General features: G+C 39.1%; 17 protein-coding genes. 4 read left to right on the top strand and 13 right to left on the bottom strand.

Annotated elements, in window-relative coordinates; genetic code table 11:
- Positions 1 to 3: 3 nt before the first annotated feature.
- A complete protein-coding gene (gene folE, locus X781_RS03780) occupies positions 4 to 693 on the bottom strand; it encodes a GTP cyclohydrolase I FolE (RefSeq protein ID WP_025235641.1) in 690 nt (229 codons plus the stop codon).
- Positions 694 to 792: 99 nt separating this feature from the next.
- Here folE and X781_RS03775 point away from each other — a divergent pair, with 99 nt between their 5' ends.
- On the top strand, positions 793 to 1,503 hold the full coding sequence (locus X781_RS03775) for a 3-deoxy-D-manno-octulosonic acid kinase (protein WP_038643894.1): 711 nt from the start codon (positions 793 to 795) through the stop codon (positions 1,501 to 1,503).
- Positions 1,504 to 1,566: 63 nt separating this feature from the next.
- Here the strand turns inward: X781_RS03775 and apbC are convergent, their stop codons facing one another.
- From apbC to X781_RS03755, 4 genes are all read right to left on the bottom strand, one after another.
- Positions 1,567 to 2,664 carry an iron-sulfur cluster carrier protein ApbC gene (gene apbC / locus X781_RS03770; RefSeq protein ID WP_025235639.1) on the bottom strand — a complete coding sequence of 366 codons (1,098 nt, stop codon included), beginning with the start codon at positions 2,662 to 2,664 and terminating at the stop codon, positions 1,567 to 1,569.
- Positions 2,661 to 4,214, bottom strand: coding sequence for a peptide ABC transporter substrate-binding protein (locus tag X781_RS03765; protein WP_025235638.1), 1,554 nt, complete (start codon positions 4,212 to 4,214; stop codon positions 2,661 to 2,663). Before X781_RS03765 ends, apbC begins: the two co-directional genes overlap by 4 nt.
- Positions 4,215 to 4,234: 20 nt before the next feature.
- Positions 4,235 to 4,885 carry a YchE family NAAT transporter gene (locus X781_RS03760; RefSeq protein WP_025235637.1) on the bottom strand — a complete coding sequence of 217 codons (651 nt, stop codon included), beginning with the start codon at positions 4,883 to 4,885 and terminating at the stop codon, positions 4,235 to 4,237.
- 99 nt (positions 4,886 to 4,984) lie between these two features.
- Positions 4,985 to 6,856 carry a SurA N-terminal domain-containing protein gene (locus X781_RS03755; RefSeq protein WP_025235636.1) on the bottom strand — a complete coding sequence of 624 codons (1,872 nt, stop codon included), beginning with the start codon at positions 6,854 to 6,856 and terminating at the stop codon, positions 4,985 to 4,987.
- A 187-nt stretch (positions 6,857 to 7,043) separates the two neighbouring features.
- On the opposite strand from X781_RS03755, the gene rpsO reads away from it, so the two are divergent.
- Both rpsO and X781_RS03745 read left to right on the top strand, forming a co-directional pair.
- Complete coding sequence (rpsO, locus tag X781_RS03750) at positions 7,044 to 7,313, top strand: 30S ribosomal protein S15 (protein ID WP_005597777.1); 270 nt, start codon at positions 7,044 to 7,046, stop codon at positions 7,311 to 7,313.
- Positions 7,314 to 7,384: 71 nt separating this feature from the next.
- Positions 7,385 to 8,248 carry a DUF808 domain-containing protein gene (locus tag X781_RS03745; RefSeq protein ID WP_025235635.1) on the top strand — a complete coding sequence of 288 codons (864 nt, stop codon included), beginning with the start codon at positions 7,385 to 7,387 and terminating at the stop codon, positions 8,246 to 8,248.
- A 39-nt stretch (positions 8,249 to 8,287) separates the two neighbouring features.
- Here the strand turns inward: X781_RS03745 and grxB are convergent, their stop codons facing one another.
- The 5 genes from grxB to hemC are packed head-to-tail and all read right to left on the bottom strand — an operon-like array spanning position 8,288 to position 13,389.
- Positions 8,288 to 8,935, bottom strand: coding sequence for a glutaredoxin 2 (gene grxB / locus X781_RS03740; RefSeq protein WP_025235634.1), 648 nt, complete (start codon positions 8,933 to 8,935; stop codon positions 8,288 to 8,290).
- Positions 8,936 to 8,994: 59 nt separating this feature from the next.
- Positions 8,995 to 10,260, bottom strand: a complete 1,266-nt coding sequence (locus X781_RS03735; protein WP_025235633.1) for a heme biosynthesis protein HemY — start codon at positions 10,258 to 10,260, stop codon at positions 8,995 to 8,997.
- A 21-nt stretch (positions 10,261 to 10,281) separates the two neighbouring features.
- Positions 10,282 to 11,673 carry a uroporphyrinogen-III C-methyltransferase gene (locus X781_RS03730; RefSeq protein WP_025235632.1) on the bottom strand — a complete coding sequence of 464 codons (1,392 nt, stop codon included), beginning with the start codon at positions 11,671 to 11,673 and terminating at the stop codon, positions 10,282 to 10,284.
- Between the two features lie 11 nt (positions 11,674 to 11,684).
- Positions 11,685 to 12,449 carry a uroporphyrinogen-III synthase gene (locus tag X781_RS03725; protein WP_025235631.1) on the bottom strand — a complete coding sequence of 255 codons (765 nt, stop codon included), beginning with the start codon at positions 12,447 to 12,449 and terminating at the stop codon, positions 11,685 to 11,687.
- A 1-nt stretch (position 12,450) separates the two neighbouring features.
- Positions 12,451 to 13,389 (bottom strand): hydroxymethylbilane synthase, encoded by a 939-nt coding sequence (gene hemC, locus X781_RS03720; RefSeq protein ID WP_025235630.1) that lies wholly within the window; start codon positions 13,387 to 13,389, stop codon positions 12,451 to 12,453.
- 289 nt (positions 13,390 to 13,678) lie between these two features.
- Here hemC and adhE point away from each other — a divergent pair, with 289 nt between their 5' ends.
- On the top strand, positions 13,679 to 16,291 hold the full coding sequence (gene adhE, locus X781_RS03715) for a bifunctional acetaldehyde-CoA/alcohol dehydrogenase (RefSeq protein WP_025235629.1): 2,613 nt from the start codon (positions 13,679 to 13,681) through the stop codon (positions 16,289 to 16,291).
- 107 nt (positions 16,292 to 16,398) lie between these two features.
- Here adhE and X781_RS03710 read toward each other — a convergent pair whose 3' ends face one another.
- Genes X781_RS03710 through rbbA form a run of 3 tightly spaced genes read right to left on the bottom strand, consistent with a single transcriptional unit; the run spans position 16,399 to position 21,658 of the window.
- Positions 16,399 to 17,793, bottom strand: a complete 1,395-nt coding sequence (locus X781_RS03710; protein ID WP_025235628.1) for an efflux transporter outer membrane subunit — start codon at positions 17,791 to 17,793, stop codon at positions 16,399 to 16,401.
- Positions 17,794 to 17,797: 4 nt separating this feature from the next.
- Positions 17,798 to 18,922 (bottom strand): ABC transporter permease, encoded by a 1,125-nt coding sequence (locus X781_RS03705; RefSeq protein ID WP_025235627.1) that lies wholly within the window; start codon positions 18,920 to 18,922, stop codon positions 17,798 to 17,800.
- Complete coding sequence (rbbA, locus tag X781_RS03700) at positions 18,923 to 21,658, bottom strand: ribosome-associated ATPase/putative transporter RbbA (RefSeq protein WP_442914787.1); 2,736 nt, start codon at positions 21,656 to 21,658, stop codon at positions 18,923 to 18,925.
- Positions 21,659 to 21,661: the final 3 nt, after the last annotated feature.

Raw genomic sequence — 21,661 nt, 5'->3', positions numbered from 1 at the left:
AAATTATTTATTTAATAAGCCTAAAAACTCTTTGCGGGTTTCTCTATCTTCTAAGAACACGCCACCAAATGCAGAAGTAACAGTATAGCTATTGGTATCTTTTACGCCACGACATTTCACGCAAAAGTGCGTTGCTTTCACATACACTGCCACATCATCGGTTTCTAAAATGGTTTGGAAAGCAGTTAGAATCTGCTCGGTAAAACGCTCTTGCACCTGTGGGCGTTGAGCGAAAAACTGCACAACACGGTTAATTTTTGAAAGTCCAATCACCCATTTTTTCGGGTAATAAGCAACAGCTACTTTGCCATCAATAGTTACAAAATGGTGTTCGCAAGTTGAAGTAAGAGTAATATCATCAACTAACACCATCTCGCTGACTTTCATTCGGTTTTCAATGTTGGTGATTTTCGGGAAAGTCGCGTAATCTAAACCGCTAAAAATCTCGTCCACATACATTTTCGCTAAGCGATGCGGCGTTTCTTCTAAGCTGTCATCGGTTAAATCTAAACCAAGCAATTCTAATACGGCTTGCATATGCTGCTGAATTTCTGCTCGGCGGCTATCTTTATCTTTTTGATGTGCAACAGTGGGTGTTTCAATGCCCTTTGCCAATAAGGCTTGTCGAACTTTTTGGGCTTCAGGCGAAAGTTGATTTTCTGCACTATTTAATTCGGGCGAGATCGTTGTCATTGGTTTTCCTCTCAAATATAAGCTGGAAATTCTAACAAATTGACATCAAAAAAAATAGCTCTAAAATGGGCTATTTCAGCCATCACTATTTTCTAAACTATGCAAAATATTCAGTATCTTTTTAATGCCGATCTTATTCCTGAAGAGCAGGCAGAATTTGTGCAATCTTTATTAAATTGCAAAACGTTTGAAAATTCTGACCGCTTGTTAGGCTTTTCTAAAGGGCGTGGCACAACGTGGTTTTTAAATACCGTGCCGGAGCTCGGCATTAATGTGGTACTACGCCATTATTATCGTGGTGGTTTGTTTGGAAAATTCATTAAAGATAGCTATGTTTTTACCCGTTTTGAAAATACCCGTGCTTATAAAGAATTTTTCTTGTTACAACAAATGTTAGCTTGGGGATTGCCCGTACCTCGTCCTGTGGCAATTAAAGTAGAAAAAACACTTTGCTGCTATCGTGCTGACATTATGCTGGAAAAACTAGAGAATACGCAGGATTTAAGCAAGATTTTGCAATCTCAAGCTCTCTCAAATGAGCAATATGAACAGATCGGCAAACTCATTCGTCGTTTGCATAACCATCAAGTCCATCATTCTGATTTGAATATTCATAATATTTTACTCGGTAATGAGGGGAGATTTTGGCTGATTGATTTTGACAAATGTGGTATTGAGCAAGGTGAAAGTTGGAAACAAAGCAATTTAGATAGACTGTTGCGTTCGTTCAAAAAAGAACAAACTCGGTTGAATATTCTATTTAATGAAGAAAATTGGCAAGCAGTTTTGAAAGGATACTCTGCCCGATAAAAATATACCGCCTGAAGATCATTACAGCTTCAAGCGGTATATTTTCCATTTATTTTTGCAAAATTATTTCACTTCACGGATCATAATTTCAGACGGAATAACACTCCCTTGCCAGTAAAGCTCAGCCGCTACTTTTTCAGCCAATGCTAAATAGGCTTGGCTGATTTCGTGTTCCGGTGCTGCGACAACGGTTGGCACACCGCTATCTAAATCTTCACGCAGGCGAATGTGTAATGGTAGTTGAGCAAGTACTTGCGTACCGTATTTTTGTGCGATTTTATCCGCCCCACCTGTGCCAAAAATCGCCTCAGAGTGTCCGCAATTTGAGCAAATGTGCATTGACATATTTTCAATCACCCCCAACACCGGCACAGAGACTTTTTCAAACATTGAAATGCCTTTTACCGCATCTAATAATGCAATATCTTGTGGTGTGGTAACTACCACTGCACCTGTTACAGGGATTTGTTGTGAAAGCGTAAGCTGAATATCCCCCGTACCCGGTGGCATATCAATCACCAAATAATCTAATTCATTCCACCACGTTTCATTTAACAATTGGCTTAATGCACTACTTGCCATTGGTCCACGCCAAATGGTAGCGTTATCCTCTTCCATCAAATAACCAATTGAGTTTGATTGCAAACCGTGAGCTGTAATTGGTGTAATATGTTTGTTATCCGGCGAAGTCGGGCGTTGATCTTTCGCACCAAGCATATGTGGAATAGACGGACCATAGATATCCGCATCTAAAATCCCTACCTTTGCCCCTTGTGCTTGCAACGCTAACGCAAGGTTTACCGAAGTGGTTGATTTACCCACGCCACCTTTACCGGAGGTTACCGCAATAATATTTTTTACTCCATTTACCGCAGGGTGCTTGTTAGCACGTTTTAAGGTGGCAATTTGGTAATTTAAGACCCATTTTACACCGCTTGCAGCCGTTGCTTGCTTCAGTTTTTCTTCAGTTTCTGCTTTTAATGCTGCAAAACCGCTGTTCCACGCAAAAGGCATTGTTATTTCAATGCGTAAAATGCCTCCACCTAATTCTGCTTTTTTGAAAGCATTAAGGGCAACGAGATCTTTTTGCAATGTCGGGTGAGCAAATTGTTGTAAAATATTTTTAATTTCAACAAGTTGCAGTTCGGTTAATTGGTTCATTGTTTATCCTTTTGTTCTGAAATACGTTTTAAATCCTTGCTATAAATTACTTCGCTATCGTTGCTTAAATCAATACCCCAAAGGGAGGAAACTACGCCTATTCTGTGTTGATACTGAAATAACGGTAATACTGCAACATCGTTATAAAGCTGGTCATTGATCTCGTTAATCAATAGTGAGCGTTGCTCTTGGTTTAGCGTTTCTGCTTGTAATTGATTTAACTTTTCATCAACTAAATCGTTTTTATAGCCGGAGTGATTATCCGGGCTTGCTGAATGAAATTTCTGTAAAAAGATGAGCGGATCAGGATAATCTGCACACCAGCCGGAGCGTATTAGCTGATAATCTTTCTGCTCGCGTAATTGATTAGCCGTCTGCCAATCCACCGGTTTCGGCGTAATATTAAACAGTTCTGATTGTGATAATGTGCGAGTAATCTGGTTTGCAATATCGCTATTCATCTCACTATCATCATATAACAGAGCAAGTTTTAAAGGATTATGCAAACTCACACCGGCTTTCATTAACAGTTGCTCAATAATGATTGGCTGCCATTGTCTTTCTCGATCTTTTACTAAGTTATGTGGAATAACCGACTGGCTTTGAATACCGTGATCGTACCCAATATTTGCCGAAGCCACCATCGATCTTAATGCTTCGCGAACTTCTTTCTTACTGAGCTGCTCGTCATTAAAATTAAATTCATAATAATATGAACATAAACGAGGGAGCTTAACGATATTAGTTTTCTGGCTTGATAGTGGATTTTCCACAATATCAAACGGCGAATAATTTTGGATAGTCGTAATTAAATTGTACTCGACGGTTTGAAACGGTACATTTTCAGAACGAGCTTGTAGCAGGAGTTTTTTATCTGCTATTTGTTTGATTTGGTAAGCTGCATTGCTGACAAAACCGGCAGAATCAGGATCTTTTCCTTGATAAGTCGGTAACAATGCAACGTGTGCTAACATTGCCGGTAATTGGCGATTTGGCTGGCTAAGGCGAATTTGTAGGGTATGGTCATTTAATGCACTAACACCTAGCTCCGAAGCCGGTTTTTGCTGTTCTGTAATCGCTTTGGCATTTTCAATACCCATATAAACCAGATATTTTGCCAATAAAGAATGATTGGTCGGGTCAATCAAACGTTGCCAGCTTGCGACAAAATCTTGTGCGGTAACAGCTTTACCGTTCGACCAAGTAGCTTTATCGTCTAAAATAAATAACCACGACTTTTCATCTTCAGTAAACCAATTTTGTGCAATGGCTGGCACAACATCACCTTTTACGTTGTATGCCATCAAACCTACCAATAAATCTCGTAGCGGTGCAGCATCAGCCGATACCTTTACTTTATACGGATCGAGCTGGAAAACCGCAGAGTAGATAGCTCGTTTAAGCTCCGTGCTACTTGGCTGATTTTCAATAGTCGGCTGAGAAATCGGTTTCGGGCTATTTAATTTATCACAAGAGGTGAGCAGTAACACGCAAGCGGTCATTTTTGCAAATCTTTTTGCAATTTTAACCGCTTGTAACAATTTCAACATAAGCATCTCGCCAAAATAAGTTATTTAACAAGAAGTGCAGGGAACAATGTTGTCAAACCTGCCACAATAATTTCAATACCAAGAGCCATTAGAATTAACCCCATAATACGGGTAACCACATTTGAGCCTGTTTTGCCTAATTTTTTAACTAACGGAGCTGAGTAACGAAATAAGATATAACAAATTAATGCAAAAATAATGATGGCAATACTAAAGCCGACATAGTCTTCCCAAGCGTGATAACGCGTTCCCCATACAATGGTTGAGCCTATTGCTCCCGGTCCCGCCATAATTGGCATTGCAAGTGGCACAACACCAATATTTTCATATTCGGTAATATCTTCGTTTTTCTCTTCTTTATTTTGCTTGTGTTCACCGAGCTTACCGCTAATCATCGTCATTGCTATGCTGACAATCAAAATACCACCTGCAACTCTAAAAGAACTAAGTGAAATACTAAAGGCATTTAGAATGAGATTTCCAAAATAAAGGCTGACTAATAAAATCACACCAATAGAAACGGCAGTAATAAGACTGGTGCGGTTTCGCTCCCCTTCATATTGGTGGGCTGTCATACTGAAGAAAATAGGTAAAGAACCAAAGGGATTAACAATAGCAAACAACCCAATGAAGAATTGGAGGTAGATGGCAAAATTAATGACGATTTCCACAAACACTTTCTCAAATAACGATATTTCAGCCGTATTATATAGGAAAAGCACCCGGTCTTAAACAAGACCGAGTGCTTTTTTACTTAATCAAAACTTAAACTATCGTGATGAGTTTTGTTGCATAAACTCGTCATTAATTTCTACAGAGGCTTTTGCTCGAAGGGCTTTTAATAGCTCATTACGCAACATTAGTTGGTTAGCTTGCTCAAATTGTGGAGCAAGAGCTTTAAATTGTTCCGTATTCCCCTCTACAATTTTATCCAATGCTACAATCACAACATCACCTTTTTGGTTACGTGCAATTTGGTAAGCCGGTTTATTTTGCTCTTGTTTCATTGCAAACACTGTTTGAGCTAAGGCAGGATTTTCCACCTCTGACTGCATATAAACTAATCTTTGTGGAGCATTAAATTTCACCTCAGCTGATTTGCCTTCATTTAACGCTTTTACGTTTTCTTCTGCTTTAGCTAATAATGCTTTCTCCGCTTTCTCTGCTTTCACAAAGTTTTCAACCGCCGATTTTGCTTCTTCTAACGTTTGTGGGCGTTCTGCTTCGTACTCACTCACACGCACAAATAATGTTTGTGGGGCGGTATCTGTACCGATATCTAACGCATCAGAGTTTTGTTTATTTTGGCGTAGCTCGCCTTCAAATAACGCTTTTAATACTTTCTCATTCTGTAATTCAGCCGGCACATTTGCACGGGTAAATTGTTCGGTTTTTTGAACTTTCACATTACCGGCTTTTGCAACTTCTTCCAGTGAAGAATTATTTTCAAAAGCTCTGTTTGCCATTTCACGAGCGATATTTGAATATTCGGTTAATACTAACTCTTGACGAATCGTTTGAGCAATTTTGTCTTTCACTTGAGCTAACTCAATTGCTTGCTCAGGCTTGCGTTCTAACACTTTGATAATATGGTAAGCATTATCCACTTTAACCGGATTACTTACTTGCCCTGCCTCTAAATTTGCTACCGCATCTTCAAATGCTTTCGGGAAAGTACCTGCTTTTGCCCAGCCTAAATCACCGCCGTTATTAGCTGATAATGTATCTGCTGATTTTGCTTTTGCAGCAGTGGCAAAATCTGCACCGTTTTTAAGTTCTTGCTCAACTGCTTGAGCCTCTGCTTCTGTTGCGACTTGAATATGAGCTAAATGTGCTTCACCTTTAGTAACATAATCGCCTTTATTGCGATCATAATAGGTTTGAATTTGCTCATCAGTAATATCTATTTTGCTCTCAACATCTTTTGGTGAAAAAGCTACATATTCAACCGTTAATTTCTCAGGTGCTAATAACTTGGTTTTATTCGCATCATAGTAGGTCTGTAATTCTTCTTGTGAAGCGGTCTGATTTTCCATTTCTTTTGCAATTGAAAACTCAGCTAAACGCACTTCACGTTGTTGTAGCAATAATTTTGCTAAGGTTTCTTGCTGTGCCGGCACAGTAAAATCACTACTTACGATCCCTTCTTGAATTTGGGATTGCAACATACCCTCGTGTACAATTGCTGCATAAGCATCAGGGCTTAAATTATTGTGACGTAAGGTTTGTTGATATAATTCATTACTAAATTTGCCATCTTGTTGGAACATTTGGCTGTTTACGATTTCAGATTTAATTTGTTCCGCACTCACGCCTAATTTTAGATCTTTTGCATATTGGCGTAACAATTCTTCATCAATCAAGCTATTTAGCACTGATTGATTAAATTGTTTTGCATATTCAGGGTTGTCCATTAAATCCCAAAAACGGCTGCCCATTTCGGTATTTAAAACATTTTGCTGACGATTAACCGCATTATTAAAAAGCTGTTGGCTAATTTCTTCGCCATTCACTTTAGCCACAGAATTATCTGTCGCCATTAAACCAGAACCCACTCCACCAATAACAAATGAAAGTGTGATTAAGGCAAAAATAATTTTAAACACAGGTCCTTTTGACCACTCGTGCATTGATTCAATCATTTAAAAATTCCTAATACTTAAAACATAAAAAATTGCTATTGATTATACTCTTTCTCACATTAGAAATAAATTGCAAATTTTTATTGAAATTTAGCCGCTTTCTCTTTAAAATTCGCAATTCCTGTCATAGCTGAGTTAGAGATCGGCTATTGATGTATTATCAACCCTTAACAAAAAGGAAATAAAAATGTCTCTAAGCGTAGAAGCAAAAGCAAAAATCGTTGCTGAATTTGGTCGTGATGCAAAAGATACCGGTTCTTCAGAAGTTCAAATTGCATTATTAACTGCACAAATCAACCACTTACAAGCACACTTTGCTGAGCACAAAAAAGATCACCACGGTCGTCGTGGTTTATTACGTATGGTTTCACGCCGTCGTAAATTATTAGACTACTTAAAACGTACTGATCTTGCTAAATATTCAGAAACTATCGCACGTTTAGGTTTACGTCGCTAATTTCAAATATTGAATATGAGAGCCGAGCTGAAAAGTTCGGCTTTTTTATAAATTTTATTCGAGGAAAAATTATGGCATTTGCGTCATTATTTACTTTATTAGATGATATTGCTGCTGTTCTTGATGATGTGTCTATTATGACTAAAATGGCTGCAAAGAAAACCGCTGGTGTAATTGGCGATGATCTTGCCTTAAATGCCAATCAAGTGAGCGGAAAAAATGTAACCCCAGAGCGTGAATTGCCGATTGTTTGGGAAGTTGCCAAAGGATCATTTATTAACAAAGTGATCTTAATTCCCGTTGCATTGCTTTTATCATTCTTTCTGCCGCAATTAATTGTTCCATTATTAATGATTGGTGGAGCTTATTTATGTTTTGAAGGTGTGGAAAAATTACTTCATCACGTCTTCCATAAAGGCGAAGACAACCCTAAAGAAGAACTTTCGGAAAAAGATAAAATCAGAGGAGCTATTCGTACCGATTTTATTTTATCTGCAGAAATTATTATTATTGCTTTAGGAGTGCTACAAGATTCATCTACTCTGACCAAAATTTTATCGCTTTCTGCTATTGGAATCGGTATTACCGTGTTTGTGTATGGTTTGGTTGCATTAATTGTAAAATTAGATGACATCGGCTTATGGCTTATTCAGAAAAAAAGTGCATTCTCACAAGCGGTCGGAAAAGGCTTATTATTTACAATGCCTTGGTTTATGAAAGGGCTTTCTGTTATTGGAACTATCGCAATGTTTTTAGTAGGCGGTGGAATCTTTACACATAATTTACCAATAATTCATCATTTCGTCGAAACATTAAATATCAACCCAAATTTTTCATTCTTAGTTGATTTAGTGGTTGGTATCATTGTCGGTACTATTGCTTGTTTAATTATCTTACCTCTTATAAAAGTATTTTCTAAAAAGAAAGCACACTAAAATTTAAAAGCGTTGATTTTCAAAACCAACGCTTTATTTCTAAATTGCTTTAGCAAAATATAAATCAATTTTGCTCAATTCTGCCATTTTATTAATATAATCTAACACTTTTGGTGGGAATTGAAGGGCTTTCACACAAGTTAAATTTCTAAGCATCGGGAATACGATAATATCCTCTAAAGATAACTCACCGTTCAATGCTTTCTCTGATTTAATCAGATCTGATAAGTCATCAATTAATGGTTGAACAGTAGCAATGTGTTTACCCGTTTCTGCTAAATTCTGCTCAAAATCGCCAATATTTTCTGTTTTCTTTTTCACGAAATAGTCAATTGCACTCTGCTTTGCAAATTCCGCTAGATCTAATTTCACGAAACGAGGAAGTAATAAATGATTATAAACTTTCGATAATTTGCTAACCCATTGTTCAATTTCCGGTCGAATGTTATCTGTAATCATCGGATTGCTGTAATGCGTATCGACATAACGTACAATATCTAAACTTTCAGGCATTGCAGTGCCATCTTCTTTCACTAAAATCGGCACAACTTTTTTGCCTACTAAACCAATAGGTGTTGCTTCATCATCATTTGCAATCATTACCAATTCCACCAGTAAATCTTTTAATCCCAAAACCATTCTAGCCCTTACACAATATGGGCAATGATCATAAACGTATAATTTCATAACAACTCCTTTGAAAAGGGAAATACAAAAATAGCAGGGAGAACCTGCTATTTTTAACATTATAATGCTTTCACATTATCTACATTTTCGGGTAACGCAAGAACCTCATCTGGCTTAGGTAAAACGTCCATATTTACTTGTTTGAGGTTCTCCTCACGGATACGATTTGCAAGTATATGGTCATTTGTTTGTTCTGCAACGTGCAATGCCATAATACGGTCGTCAGGCTGACATTCATCGTGGGCTAATAACAACTCAAACTGCGTTTTCGCTTTTGCATATTCACTGTTACGCGTGTAAACATAACCTAAAGCTCTTGCATAATCATCTGTATATTTAATATTCGCTTTATCGGCACGTTTAGTTAATACTTTCACTAATTTGCTGTCAGAAGCCACTTGTAGGCGAGTTAATTGTACGAATAATCCGTGTAATTGCTCATCTTCAAATTTTTTCAAGGTTTCTAACGCAATTTCTTCTGCTGATTGATGATCATCACTGTCAATTAAGCGTTTAATCACACCAACACGGCTGTAAACCGATTTACGACGGCGATTTGGCTGATTTTCCCACCAAGTGAGTAGACCTTCTTGCCCTTCTTCTTGTAAGCGTTCATCTTGTAAACCATCATCAACAAAATGTTCTAATTCCGCATACTCTACAGGTGTTAAGAAATTACGTTGCCCTATTTCTGATAATAAGCGATCTAAAGCGATATAGGCTTTTGATTCTCTGTAGATTTGAACTGCTAAACGTAGTACTTCATCATTGTGCGGAGCTAACTCTAATAAGCTATCAATCGCAGTACGAGCAGCCGGTAATTTACCTTGCTGTAATAAGATTTTGGTGCGAGCCAACTCAATCGCAACATTATTTGGTCCTGCAATTTCGGTGGCTTTAATTAAATATTTATTCGCCGCTAAATCATCACCATTTTGTTGAGCTGCTTCAGCAGCTTTAATCAGGTTCAGTACAGGCTCATCTGCGTGTTTTGCATTTTTACTAAATAGCTTCTCTGCTTTGGAGTAGTTACCTTCACTCATACGCATTAAGCCTTCAAGGGTTTCTTGCTGAGCTTTTTTATGCTTACGTGTTGAGAACCAATTATAAGCCCCACTACTCATACGACAAATTTTAGTAAAAATCCATTCAAGCAGATAAACTACCGCCATCGTAACTACAAAGAACACCACAAGCATTACAATGCTCATTTCAATAACTGTAGTTGCCGTTTCAATTCTGACGTAACCTTGATTTCCTGAAATATAAGGTCCTGCAATTAAGCCTGCCAATAATAAAAGCATTAAAAAGAGCGTTCTAAACATAATTTAATTCTCCTTTTATTCTTATTGTGCGGAAGGAGTTGGCTGTTCAGAAACTTCCTCTGATTTAGCCGCTTCTGTTTCTGCAGGTTTCCCAGACTCTGTCTGTTCTTGCTTCACAGGTTCTGCTTGCTCCAATTCTTTCTCAGCTTTAATTTCTACTTTCTCAATTTGTTGAGGTGTTTTATTAATTTGCTGAGATAATACTTTCAAACTTTGTAATGAATCCGGAGCATCAACATAAATAGTTTGTTCTGCTAAATCATCAACTTCTTTCAAGAAATTTTGTACATTTTCATTCGAAGTATCAAAATAACTTCTTACCCAAGAACCCACTGTTTGTAGTGATTTTTTATAGAATTCACTTTGCTGGCGAGGAATTGCTAAAATCGCAATCTGTAAACGTAAACGGATATTTTCACGCAAGTAAATTTCCTGGTTAGGGGCAACAAAAGCTTTTTCATCAGCAACGTTACGTTTAGAAACACGAATAAAATGATCTAAGAATGAACTTGCACTTTTCTCTAAGTTTTTCTCCCAATCAGCAATCGAATCACTGACTTGACCTTCTGCAATAGCAGCTTGCGATTGTTCACTTTCTAAAATTGGCAAGTCATCTAATCGGTTAGTTAAATTCGCTACACGCTGCATTAACGCATTTTGATCAATGTTGTTGATACTGGTTAAAGTATTCAAATCGGCTTTGATTGCTTCACGCACATTTGTTGCACTCGGTACTTGAGTTAAAACTTGATCAGCCTCTAACAACAGATTTTTCGCTGTATCAATATCATTATCCAAAACCACTTTACGAGCAGCATTGTTTAATAGGAAATCGGCTTCTGATAATAGCCAGAAGGTTTTATCCGAACCCGAAGAATTATTTAATTTTTGCAATTGTAGCTGTAAACCACTAATTTGTTGAGTATAACCACTTTGTGCGTTTTCAAGCTCTTTAATACGATCTAACGCTTTTTGATAATGAGTTGAAAGCTCTGCAATTTGAGCTTTTTCATTATCAAAATTTGGCATTTCAACTGCAGTTTGGGCTGATGCTTGCTGATTTGCTTTAGTAGATAAGGCTTGAATTTGGGCTTCCACCTCATCAAATTTTTTATTTGCCATAAAATGACCGGCACCACCCACAGCAAGTGCCACTAACAAGGCTAATAAAGCCAAACCTTTTCCGCCCGACTTCTGAACAATCACTTTTTCTTCAGCTGTGATTTTTTCCTCTGCCGGAATACTCTCTTTTAGCGGTGCTTCTTTTTCTTCAATAATAGTCTCGTTCAAAATATCTTCCTCAATCTCATTTTTTGCAAAAGATTGTGTAGAATTGACCGCTTGTTGGTTTTCTACTACAACATCCTCTGTCGTATTTTCTACTTTTTCAGGTACTTTTCTTGATTTTGACATACTCGCCCACCTTAGTTAGATTTGTCAATTTTAAATAATAATGTATTCATCAACGTTACATTATCGGCTTTATCCGATACAAAAATTTTATCTGATTGCCACCCCATCTGCTTAGCAATTTTGCCAATACGCTGGCTTACAACCACAAGATTACACTCAAATAGCCATTCTCGGCAATTTTCATTTGTTTGTTCATATAGGCTTTTTAAAATTTCACTGCTGGTAATCACAATAGTATTCACACCTAAACGCTTGCAAACGCTAATTTTTTCCGGAATATCTACCATAACGGGTTCTCTACGATAACATTCCAAATATTGAATACTTGCCCCACGCAACATTGCAGTTTCAGCTAACAACTCACGCCCGGAATTTGCTCGTAAAATCAAAATCGTTTTATCGGTTAAATCTTGCATATCCGGTAATGCTAAAACACCTTCACTATTTTCTGATTCTAGCGGATAAATAACCGCTTGTTCAGCTTTTTCGGTAAAATATTTTGCCGTTCGTTGTCCTACCGCAAAATATTTTAAATCCGAACGAAAGTGGAACCCTGTATCTGTTAATGTTTTCACTGCATAATCCACTGCATTTGGCGAAACCACAAAAACATAATCGCCCGATTTAAGACGAGACAGTACAGAAGGCAATAGCGGTAATTCACTGCCTGCCTCAATCGTAAATAACGGCTGATGTACGGCAAAAATTTGTCGTTCATTGAGCATATCGACCAATTCTTGCCCTCGATTATCAGGGCGTGTTACAAGTACATTCATTTTATTTGATAGGATTATCGCTATAAACTTCGGCTAAAATTTTATCTGCACCTTGTGCAAGTAATTGTTCCGCAACGGAAATGCCCAACTGCTCTGCATTTTCTTTATGCCCTTTTGCAGAGGCTCGAATAATCTGCGAACCGTCTAATGCTCCCACTAAAGCATTTAGTGTAATTTCATCACCGTCTAAAGTGGCAAAACCACCTATCGGAACTTGGCAACCACCTTGCAAGCGAGTGTTCATCGCTCTCTCAGCCATCACACAACAAGCGGTCGAATTATGATTTAATTTTGCAACATAATTAAGCACACGCTCATCGTTCACTCGGGTTTCAATCCCTACTGCACCTTGACCCGCTGCCGGCAATGATTGTTCCACCGAAAGATAACTACGAATTCTCTCTTGTAATCCTAAACGAATTAACCCGGCAGAAGCCAGAATAATTGCATCGTATTCATTGTTGTCCAATTTGCTTAAACGAGTTCCAACATTACCACGCAGAGATTTCACTTCTAAATGCGGATATTTTGCCATTAACTGACACTGACGGCGTAAACTTGATGTGCCAACAATCGCCCCTTCGGGTAAATCATCTAAACTATCATATTTATTGGAAACAAAAGCATCACGCGGATCTTCACGCTCACAAATGACCGCCAAACCTAATCCATCAGGAAAACTCATCGGCACATCTTTCATTGAATGCACGGCAATATCGGCTCTGTTTTCCAACAAGGCTAATTCTAACTCTTTAACAAACAAACCTTTTCCGCCAATTTTTGCCAACGGCGTGTCTAAAATCACATCGCCTTTTGTTACCATCGTAACCAGTTCGACAGATAATTGTGGAAAATGTTTTTCCAACTCATTTTTTACAAAATTAGCCTGCCATAAAGCAAGTGGGCTTTGGCGAGTTGCAATGCGTAAAATGTCTTTCATAAGTTCTAAAAATTAAAACAGCATAGTAAATGCTAATTATCCTAACACTTTTTTAGCTTAACTGCCAAAAATAATCGCGGTTTTCTATTTGTGTTTAATCAAAACCCGGGCTTTTTCTTAAAAAATTATTTCCCTATTTTTATAGCATATATACAACTTTAAAAATTTTGACATAGATCAAATCAATAATAAAACTTTGTGAATTTTTAACGACAAAATAACTCTTTTGGGTAATAATTTCATCAGTTAAAAAAATTATCAAATTTTAAATTTTATGAGGAAACAAACTATGGCTAAAAGCACTCAACCATTTGATGCCCAAGCAGAAGTCAATTCACTTGTCGAAAAAGGCTTAAAAGCACTTGATGAGTTTAGAAAGCTGAATCAAGAGCAGGTCGATTTTATTGTCGCCAAAGCCTCTGTTGCCGCCCTTGATAAGCACGGCATTTTAGCAATGCACGCTTATGAAGAAACAGGACGTGGCGTATTTGAAGATAAAGCCACTAAAAACCTGTTCGCCTGTGAGTATGTTGTCAATAATATGCGACATTTAAAAACAGCAGGGGTAATTAGTGAAGATGATGTATCAGGTATTACCGAAATAGCCGATCCGGTCGGTGTTGTCTGCGGAATTACCCCAACTACTAACCCAACCTCAACCACTATCTTTAAAGCGTTAATCGCCCTCAAAACCCGTAATCCAATCGTTTTTGCTTTCCACCCATCAGCTCAACAATGTTCTGCTCACGCTGCTCAAATTGTGCGTGATGCTGCCGTTGCCGCAGGTGCTCCGGAACATTGTGTGCAATGGATTACACAGCCTTCAATGGAAGGCACTTCCGCATTAATGAAACACCCTGGCATTGCTACCATCTTAGCTACTGGTGGTAATGCAATGGTGGAAGCCGCTTACTCTTGCGGTAAACCGGCGTTAGGGGTTGGAGCAGGTAATGTACCCGCTTATGTGGAAAAAACAGCCAAATTAAAACAAGCGGTGTATGACATCGTAATGTCGAAATCTTTCGACAACGGTATGATTTGTGCTTCTGAACAGGCTGCAATTGTCGATAAAGAAATCTACAACGATTTCATCAAAGAAATGCAATCTTACGGCGTTTACTTAGTAAATAAAAAAGAAAAAGCTTTACTTGAAAAATATATCTTCGGTGTTGATAAAGCCAAAGACGAAAACTGCTCAGGGGCAAAACTCAATGCGGCAGTGGTTGGTAAACCAGCAGCGTGGATTGCAGAGCAAGCAGGTTTTAAAGTGCCGGAAAAAACCAATATTTTATTAGCAGAATGTGCTTTTGTAGGTGAAGGCGAGCCACTTACACGTGAAAAACTTTCACCTGTGTTAGCTCTACTCAAATCGAACTCAACTGAACACGGCTTAGAACTTTCTGAAGCAATGGTGAACTTTCACGGTTTAGGACATAGTGCGGCAATCCACACAGAAAACAAAGAGCTTGCTAAAACATTCGGCGAGCGTGTAAAAGCCATTCGTGTGATTTGGAATTCACCGTCTACTTTCGGCGGTATCGGCGATGTGTATAATTCTTTCCTCCCATCGCTCACATTAGGTTGTGGCTCTTACGGCAAAAACTCCGTAGGCAACAACGTGAGTGCAGTGAACTTAATCAACATTAAACGTGTGGGCAGACGGAGAAATAATATGCAATGGTTTAAAGTACCATCAAAAATCTACTTTGAGCGTGATTCAATCCAATATTTAAAATCGATGCACGATGTACATAAAGTGATGATCGTAACCGACCGTTCAATGGTAGATCTCGGCTTTGTGGATAGAATTACCGAGCAACTCCGCCAACGCCGCAATCAAGTAATGATTCAACTTTTCACCGATGTTGAACCGAATCCAAGCCTACAAACCGTGCAGCGTGGTACAGAATTAATGCGTAGCTTCCAACCGGATACCATTATTGCATTAGGCGGTGGCTCGCCAATGGACGCAGCGAAAATTATGTGGTTATTCTACGAACAACCTGAAGTGGATTTCCGTGATTTAGTGCAAAAATTTATGGATATTCGCAAACGTGCGTTTAAATTCCCACAATTAGGCAGAAAAGCGAAATTTGTTGGTATTCCAACCACTTCCGGTACAGGTTCTGAAGTAACACCATTCGCAGTAATTACTGACGGTGATATTAAATATCCGTTAGCAGATTACTCTTTAACACCAACCATTGCGATTGTTGATCCTGCATTAGTGATGTCAGTACCGTCTCACGTTGCAGCTGATACCGGCTTAGACGTTTTAACCCACGCAACCGAAGCCTATACCTCGATTTTAGCTAACGACTACACAGATGGTTTGGCGTTACAAGCAATCAAATTAGTGTTTGAAAACTTGGAAAAATCGGTAAAAGAGTTTGACGAAGCTGCTCGTGAAAAAATGCATAATGCCTCTACAATGGCAGGTATGGCATTCGCCAATGCATTCTTAGGTATTTGCCACTCAATGGCACACAAAATTGGTGGTAAATTCCACACAATTCACGGCAGAACCAATGCGATTTTACTGCCACACGTGATTCGCTATAACGGTACTCGCCCAACTAAAGTAGCAACTTGGCCAAAATACACCAACTATGTTGCGGATATTCGTTTCCAAGATATCGCAAGAATGCTTGGATTACCGGCTGAAACACCGGAACAAGCAGTTGAATCTTACGCCAAAGCGGTTCACGATTTAGCCGTACGTTGCGGTGTAAAAATGTCATTACGTGAGCAAGGCGTTGATGAGCAAGCATTCTTAGATGCTCGCCGTGAGCTTGCACTACACGCATTTGAAGACCAATGTACACCGGCAAATCCACGCTTGGCAATGATCGAGGATATGGAAGAGATTATGACAAAAGCCTACTACGGCAATGCTGAATAATCTTTCACTATGACAGAATGACCGCTTTACAAGCGGTCATTTTTGTTGGCTTTTTTGCAAAAATAACAAAAAGTGCAAAAATAATAAAAAATCTCACCGCTTGTAAGTTATCTCCAGCCTCCGCCAAGTGCTTTATACAAGCTAATTAAATTTAAGGCTTGTGAAAGTTGAGATTGAACCAATTGTTGCTGATAATTCAGCACCGATGTTCTTGCTCTAATCGCCACATCTAAAGTTTTTTCGCCATATTTAAACAACCTTTGAGCATCATTTGCCTGTTCTTGGGCTTGTCGTACTGCATTTTGCAATAATCGGCTTTGCTTAGCTAAACTAGATTGATGTTGATAAGCAGAATCTACCTCGCCGAGAGCGTTTAAGAGACTATTGTCGTACTCAATCATTGCTGCTTGCAAGCGAGCATCTGAAGCATCGATATTCGCTTGAATTCTGCCATTGGTAAAAATCGGGAGCTTCACGCCAACACTCACTAGGTTCGCTAAAGCCGAAATTGGCGATAGATCATTGTTGATTTTGATATAACCGCCCTGTCCTAAGAACTGGATGTCAAAACGTGGGTAGAGATCTACTTTCGCACTTGCAAGCTTAGCCGCCATTGCTTCTACCTGACGGGCATTTGCCCTTATATCCGGGCGGCGTTCAATCACTGTACTTGGCACTTGCCCGCTTGGGCTATCCGGAATTTTCGCTAATGGATTACCACTTTTGGAAATGTGAAAACCTTGTGGCACTGAACCAATCAATACCGCAATATTGCGTGTAAGGGCATCAGCTTGTGATTGTAACGTTGATTGTTGAGCCTGTAATGCGGTAATTTGAGCTTTAATTTCACTGATTTCATACGCAGTTGCCTGCCCGGCATTAAAACGCCCTTGAATATAACGCTGTAGTTCATTCAAGATAGCCACATTTTTACGCAGAATTTCTTGCTGCTGATCGATGGCATAAATTCGCAAATAATTTTCTGCAATGCCGCTGGAAACTAAAAGCTGAGCACCATAAACTTGTTCTTGGCGTGCTAACGCTCCTGCTCTTGCAGCATCAGCATCGCTACGTTTTTTACCAAAAAAATCTGGCTCCCAAGAAGCAGAGATTCCGCCTTGTATCGCTGCTACATCAGAGCGTTTTGGGTCAAACAACCCGGTGTCCATATCCATCAGACCTCCACCAACAGAACCACTTGCCCCAATGTTAATCCCTTTATCGGCTTCGGTATATTGGCTGTTGGCTTGAGCTTCCGCTAATCGGGCTTGGGCGAGTTTGATATCAAGGCTGTTAGCTAATCCTTGTTCAATCAAGGCTGTTAATTGCGGATCATTCCAGTTTTTCCACCATTGCTGGATTTCATTTGCTCCTTTCGCTGCTTGAGTTTGATCAAACTCAAGCGGTACTTCAACGGAAGATTGGGTATCGACGGTAATGCTATTACAAGCGGTCAAAAAAGCGGTAAAAATTGCAATTGTTGATAATTTATAAAGATTCATTTTTTTATCCTTGTTTAGATAGCATAGATTTAAATTGCATTAATGCGATGCCTAAAAAAACCGCCCCAATTAACGCCATTTTTACTAAGTGCAACCACACCAAATCTAAGCCTGCATTGCGAAATAATACATCTTGAGCATAACTCCCCAGAATAGTAGTGGGCGAGAATTGCGTTAATTGCTGTGCCAATTGGGGCATATTTTCAAGCGGAGAATTTGCCCCTGAAAGCATATACATAACTAAATAAATCGGAATACAGAGCAAGCCAAATTGTGGCATTGTGGGGGCAAAAACCGCCAATAAAATACCAAGTGAAGCAATCGAAAACAGAAAAATGGCTACGCCTAAAATGAAAATCGCAATTTGTTGATTGCTTATCGGTGCACCGAGAAAGCCCGAAACAATAAATTTCAGTGAGAATAAAGTAACAATTAACAGTATTACACCATTAGCAAGAATTTTTGATACTGCAATTTCACTTGAGCGAACAGGCATTACCAATAAATGCTCTATTGTGCCACGCTCTCTTTCCCGAATTACCGCAGAACCTGAAAGCAACAAAGTTAATAAGGTAAGATTACCGACAATCTGCCCTGCTCCCATAAACCAAGCACTATCATAATTAGGATTATATAGCACATTGATTGCGTTATTGAACGGAACAGGCATTTCTGTAGAACCAACAAAACGCTGAATTTCTTGGCTAAAAATTTGGCTGATGTAATGAGCCCCGATATTTGCTTGCGTCATCGCTGTTGCATCAACCAACAACTGCACTTTGGGTTCTTTGCCTGCTAAGGTATCTCGTTGATAATTAGGCGGAACTTCGACAATAAAGGTATATTTCCCCACGTCCATTGCACGATCAACCGCTTGAGGCTCAATATCTTCCACTGTTTTGAAATAAGGCGGAATTAATGCATCTTTCAAACGGTAAGATAGTGCTGAATGATCGTAGTTAATTATTCCCACCGAGCCATTTTTAACATCGGTCATTCCTTGTTTCGCAATAGTAATAACGGCAAATGAAAACATATAGATAATCAATAAAACTAATACCTTATCACTAAATAAACTTTTCAACTCTTTAACTGCGAGGAAACCAACATTTTTAAACCAACGGTTCATCTATTTCTCCTGTTTCTTCAACGCAAAAGTTGCCAATACAAGGTAAACGGCGTAAATAACCGCTAATGCTAAATAAGGTTGGAGGAAATCAGCAAAGCCAAGCCCTTTAGTAAATCCGCCTAAGCTGATTTGCTGAAACCAAGCTCCCGGGAATATCTTTGAAACCAGCTGCACATTTTCATCTAAACGAGATACAGGATACATCATTCCTGAGAAGTTAATAGTCGGTACAATTGAAATAATTGCGGCGGCAAAAATAGCAGCTACTTGTGATTTCACAAAACTAGAAACCAATAAGCCAAAACCTGTTGAAGCACAAATTGCCAATAACACACCTAAGAACATTGCGGTTATCGAGCCTTTAATCGGCACACCAAATACAAAAATAGCTGCCAGTACCATAATTAAATAGCTGATAAATGAGAGTGCGATATAAGGAAGCTGCTTGCCTAACAAAAACTGGAATTGAGAAGCAGGCGATCCGTAGAGGTTCATAATTGTTCCCATCTCTTTTTCTCTTACCACACTAAGTGCGGTCATCATTGGCGGCACAAGCATCATCGCAAGCATAATAATGCCCGGTGTCATCGCAAACACACTTTTGAAATCTTGGTTATAGATCATTCGAGGTTCAGTTACAGAAGGCATATTCGCACTAATGCCATTTTCTCTTAACATTTCCTGCATATATTGCCCGATAACGCCTTGTGCCGAACCTCTTAAATTCTCTGCGGTACTTGGGAAAGCTCCATCAATAAATATACCGACCTCAGGCATTCTTTGAGCTAATAGATCTCTCCCGAAATCAGAGGGAATTTCTAATACTAATTTTGCTTTACCTGTTTGTAGGCTAAGATTTATCTCATCTATCGAATAAATATTGTCTTGACGAATAAAATACGGCGAACCGGAAAAGGCTTCAATCAATTTACGACTTTCCGAGCTATTATCGTGATCAAGCACAGTAAAATTTAAAGGTTTGATATCAAAAGATATACTCGATCCCATCGCCAGCAACATTACCAGCGGTCCAAGCAAGGCGAATAGTAAACGTATATTGTCTCTTAACAGTTCTTTTCCTTCACGCACAGCAAAAGTCCAGATAACACTCAGCCCATTTGTAAAAAACTGCCGATTTTTGACCGCTTGTAATGAACTATTTGCTTGCTCTTCGTTATCAACAGCCTCTTTTGGAGCAGTTACTTCATCATTTTGCTCTTCTAAATAAATAATAAAGGCTTCTTCAAGTGTTTTCGCATTTTTGCCTAACCTTAATGCTTCAGGTGTGCCAACGCCAAGTACTTTTCCTCGGTGCATAAAAGAAATACGATCACAACGAGCCGCTTCATTCATAAAGTGGGTGGTAATGAAAATGGTAATACGATCTTCTCTGGAAAGTTTAATTAAATACTCCCAAAACATATCACGAGCTGCCGGATCAACCCCAGAAGTAGGTTCATCTAAAATCAACACTTCAGGTTTATGCAGACAAGCAGCGGCAAGCTGTAAGCGTTGTCGAATGCCAAGTGGTAACGATAAAGGTTTTTCCTCAGCTAAATCGGCAAGGTCAAATTGGTTCATTACATTATTAACATAATACGACCATTCACTACACGGAATTTGATAAAGTTTGGCGTGTAGTTCAAGATTTTCTTGTACTGTTAGCTCTTCATAAAGTGAAAATGCTTGCGACATATATCCCACTCGCTTTCGAGTATTGATATTGCTCGCATCAATTGGCTGACCCAGCAGTAATGCCGAGCCTTCAGTTGGCTCAAGCAAACCTGTTAGCATTTTCATTGTGGTGGATTTGCCACAGCCGTTAGAGCCTAAAAAGCCGAAAATTTCGCCTTTAGGGATAACGAAGCTCACATTATCTACTGAAACAAAATCGCCGAATTTCTTGGTTAATCCTTCCGCTACAATAACGGGCGGCTCATCTTTTAATGGCTCAAAAGGAGGAATAACCAAGCCATCTACTGCCCCCTGTTTTTCAGGTGGCAATAATTTAATGTAGGCTTGCTCTAAATTTTGGCTATTGGTTTCAGCAATAACAGTTTGAGTGGGTTTATCAACAATTAACTTACCATCGTCCATCGCCATCACATATTCAAAACCTTCGGCTTCATCAATATAGGCGGTGGCGATAATCACTGTCATCTCTGGTGTTTCAGCACGCAACTCTTCAACTAACTCCCAAAATTGACGGCGTGAAAGCGGATCAACTCCTGTTGTTGGCTCATCTAAAATCAGTAATTCAGGGCTATGCACTAATGCACAGCAAAGGCTGAGTTTTTGCTTCATTCCTCCCGAAAGTTTACCCGCGGCTCTATCGGAAAACGGCAACAGCCCCGTCGCTTTCAACAAACGATGAATCCGAGCTTTTCGCTGACTTGGCGATAACCCGAACATTCGGGCGTGAAAATCAATATTTTCATAAATGGAAAGTGTAAGGTAGAGGTTTTTCCCCAACCCTTGCGGCATAAATGCAACTTTGTGGGTTAAGATGTCTCGGTCTTTGGCTTTTGATACATCTAGCCCAAACACCGAAATCTCTCCCTGCTGAAGAATTTTTACCCCAGCAATCAGCGAGAGCAAAGTTGATTTACCCACACCATCAGGTCCAATCAGCCCAACTGTTCTGCCTTTCGGAATTTCAAGCGAGATATTATCAACCGCCACTGTGTTTTTATAAGTATGGCGAAGATTGCTAATTTTAACCGCAAGTTCAGTCATCAT

Source organism: Mannheimia sp. USDA-ARS-USMARC-1261, from assembly GCF_000521605.1.
GTDB classification, from domain to species: Bacteria; Pseudomonadota; Gammaproteobacteria; order Enterobacterales; family Pasteurellaceae; genus Mannheimia; species Mannheimia indoligenes.
This window is presented reverse-complemented; position numbering and strand designations above follow the sequence as displayed.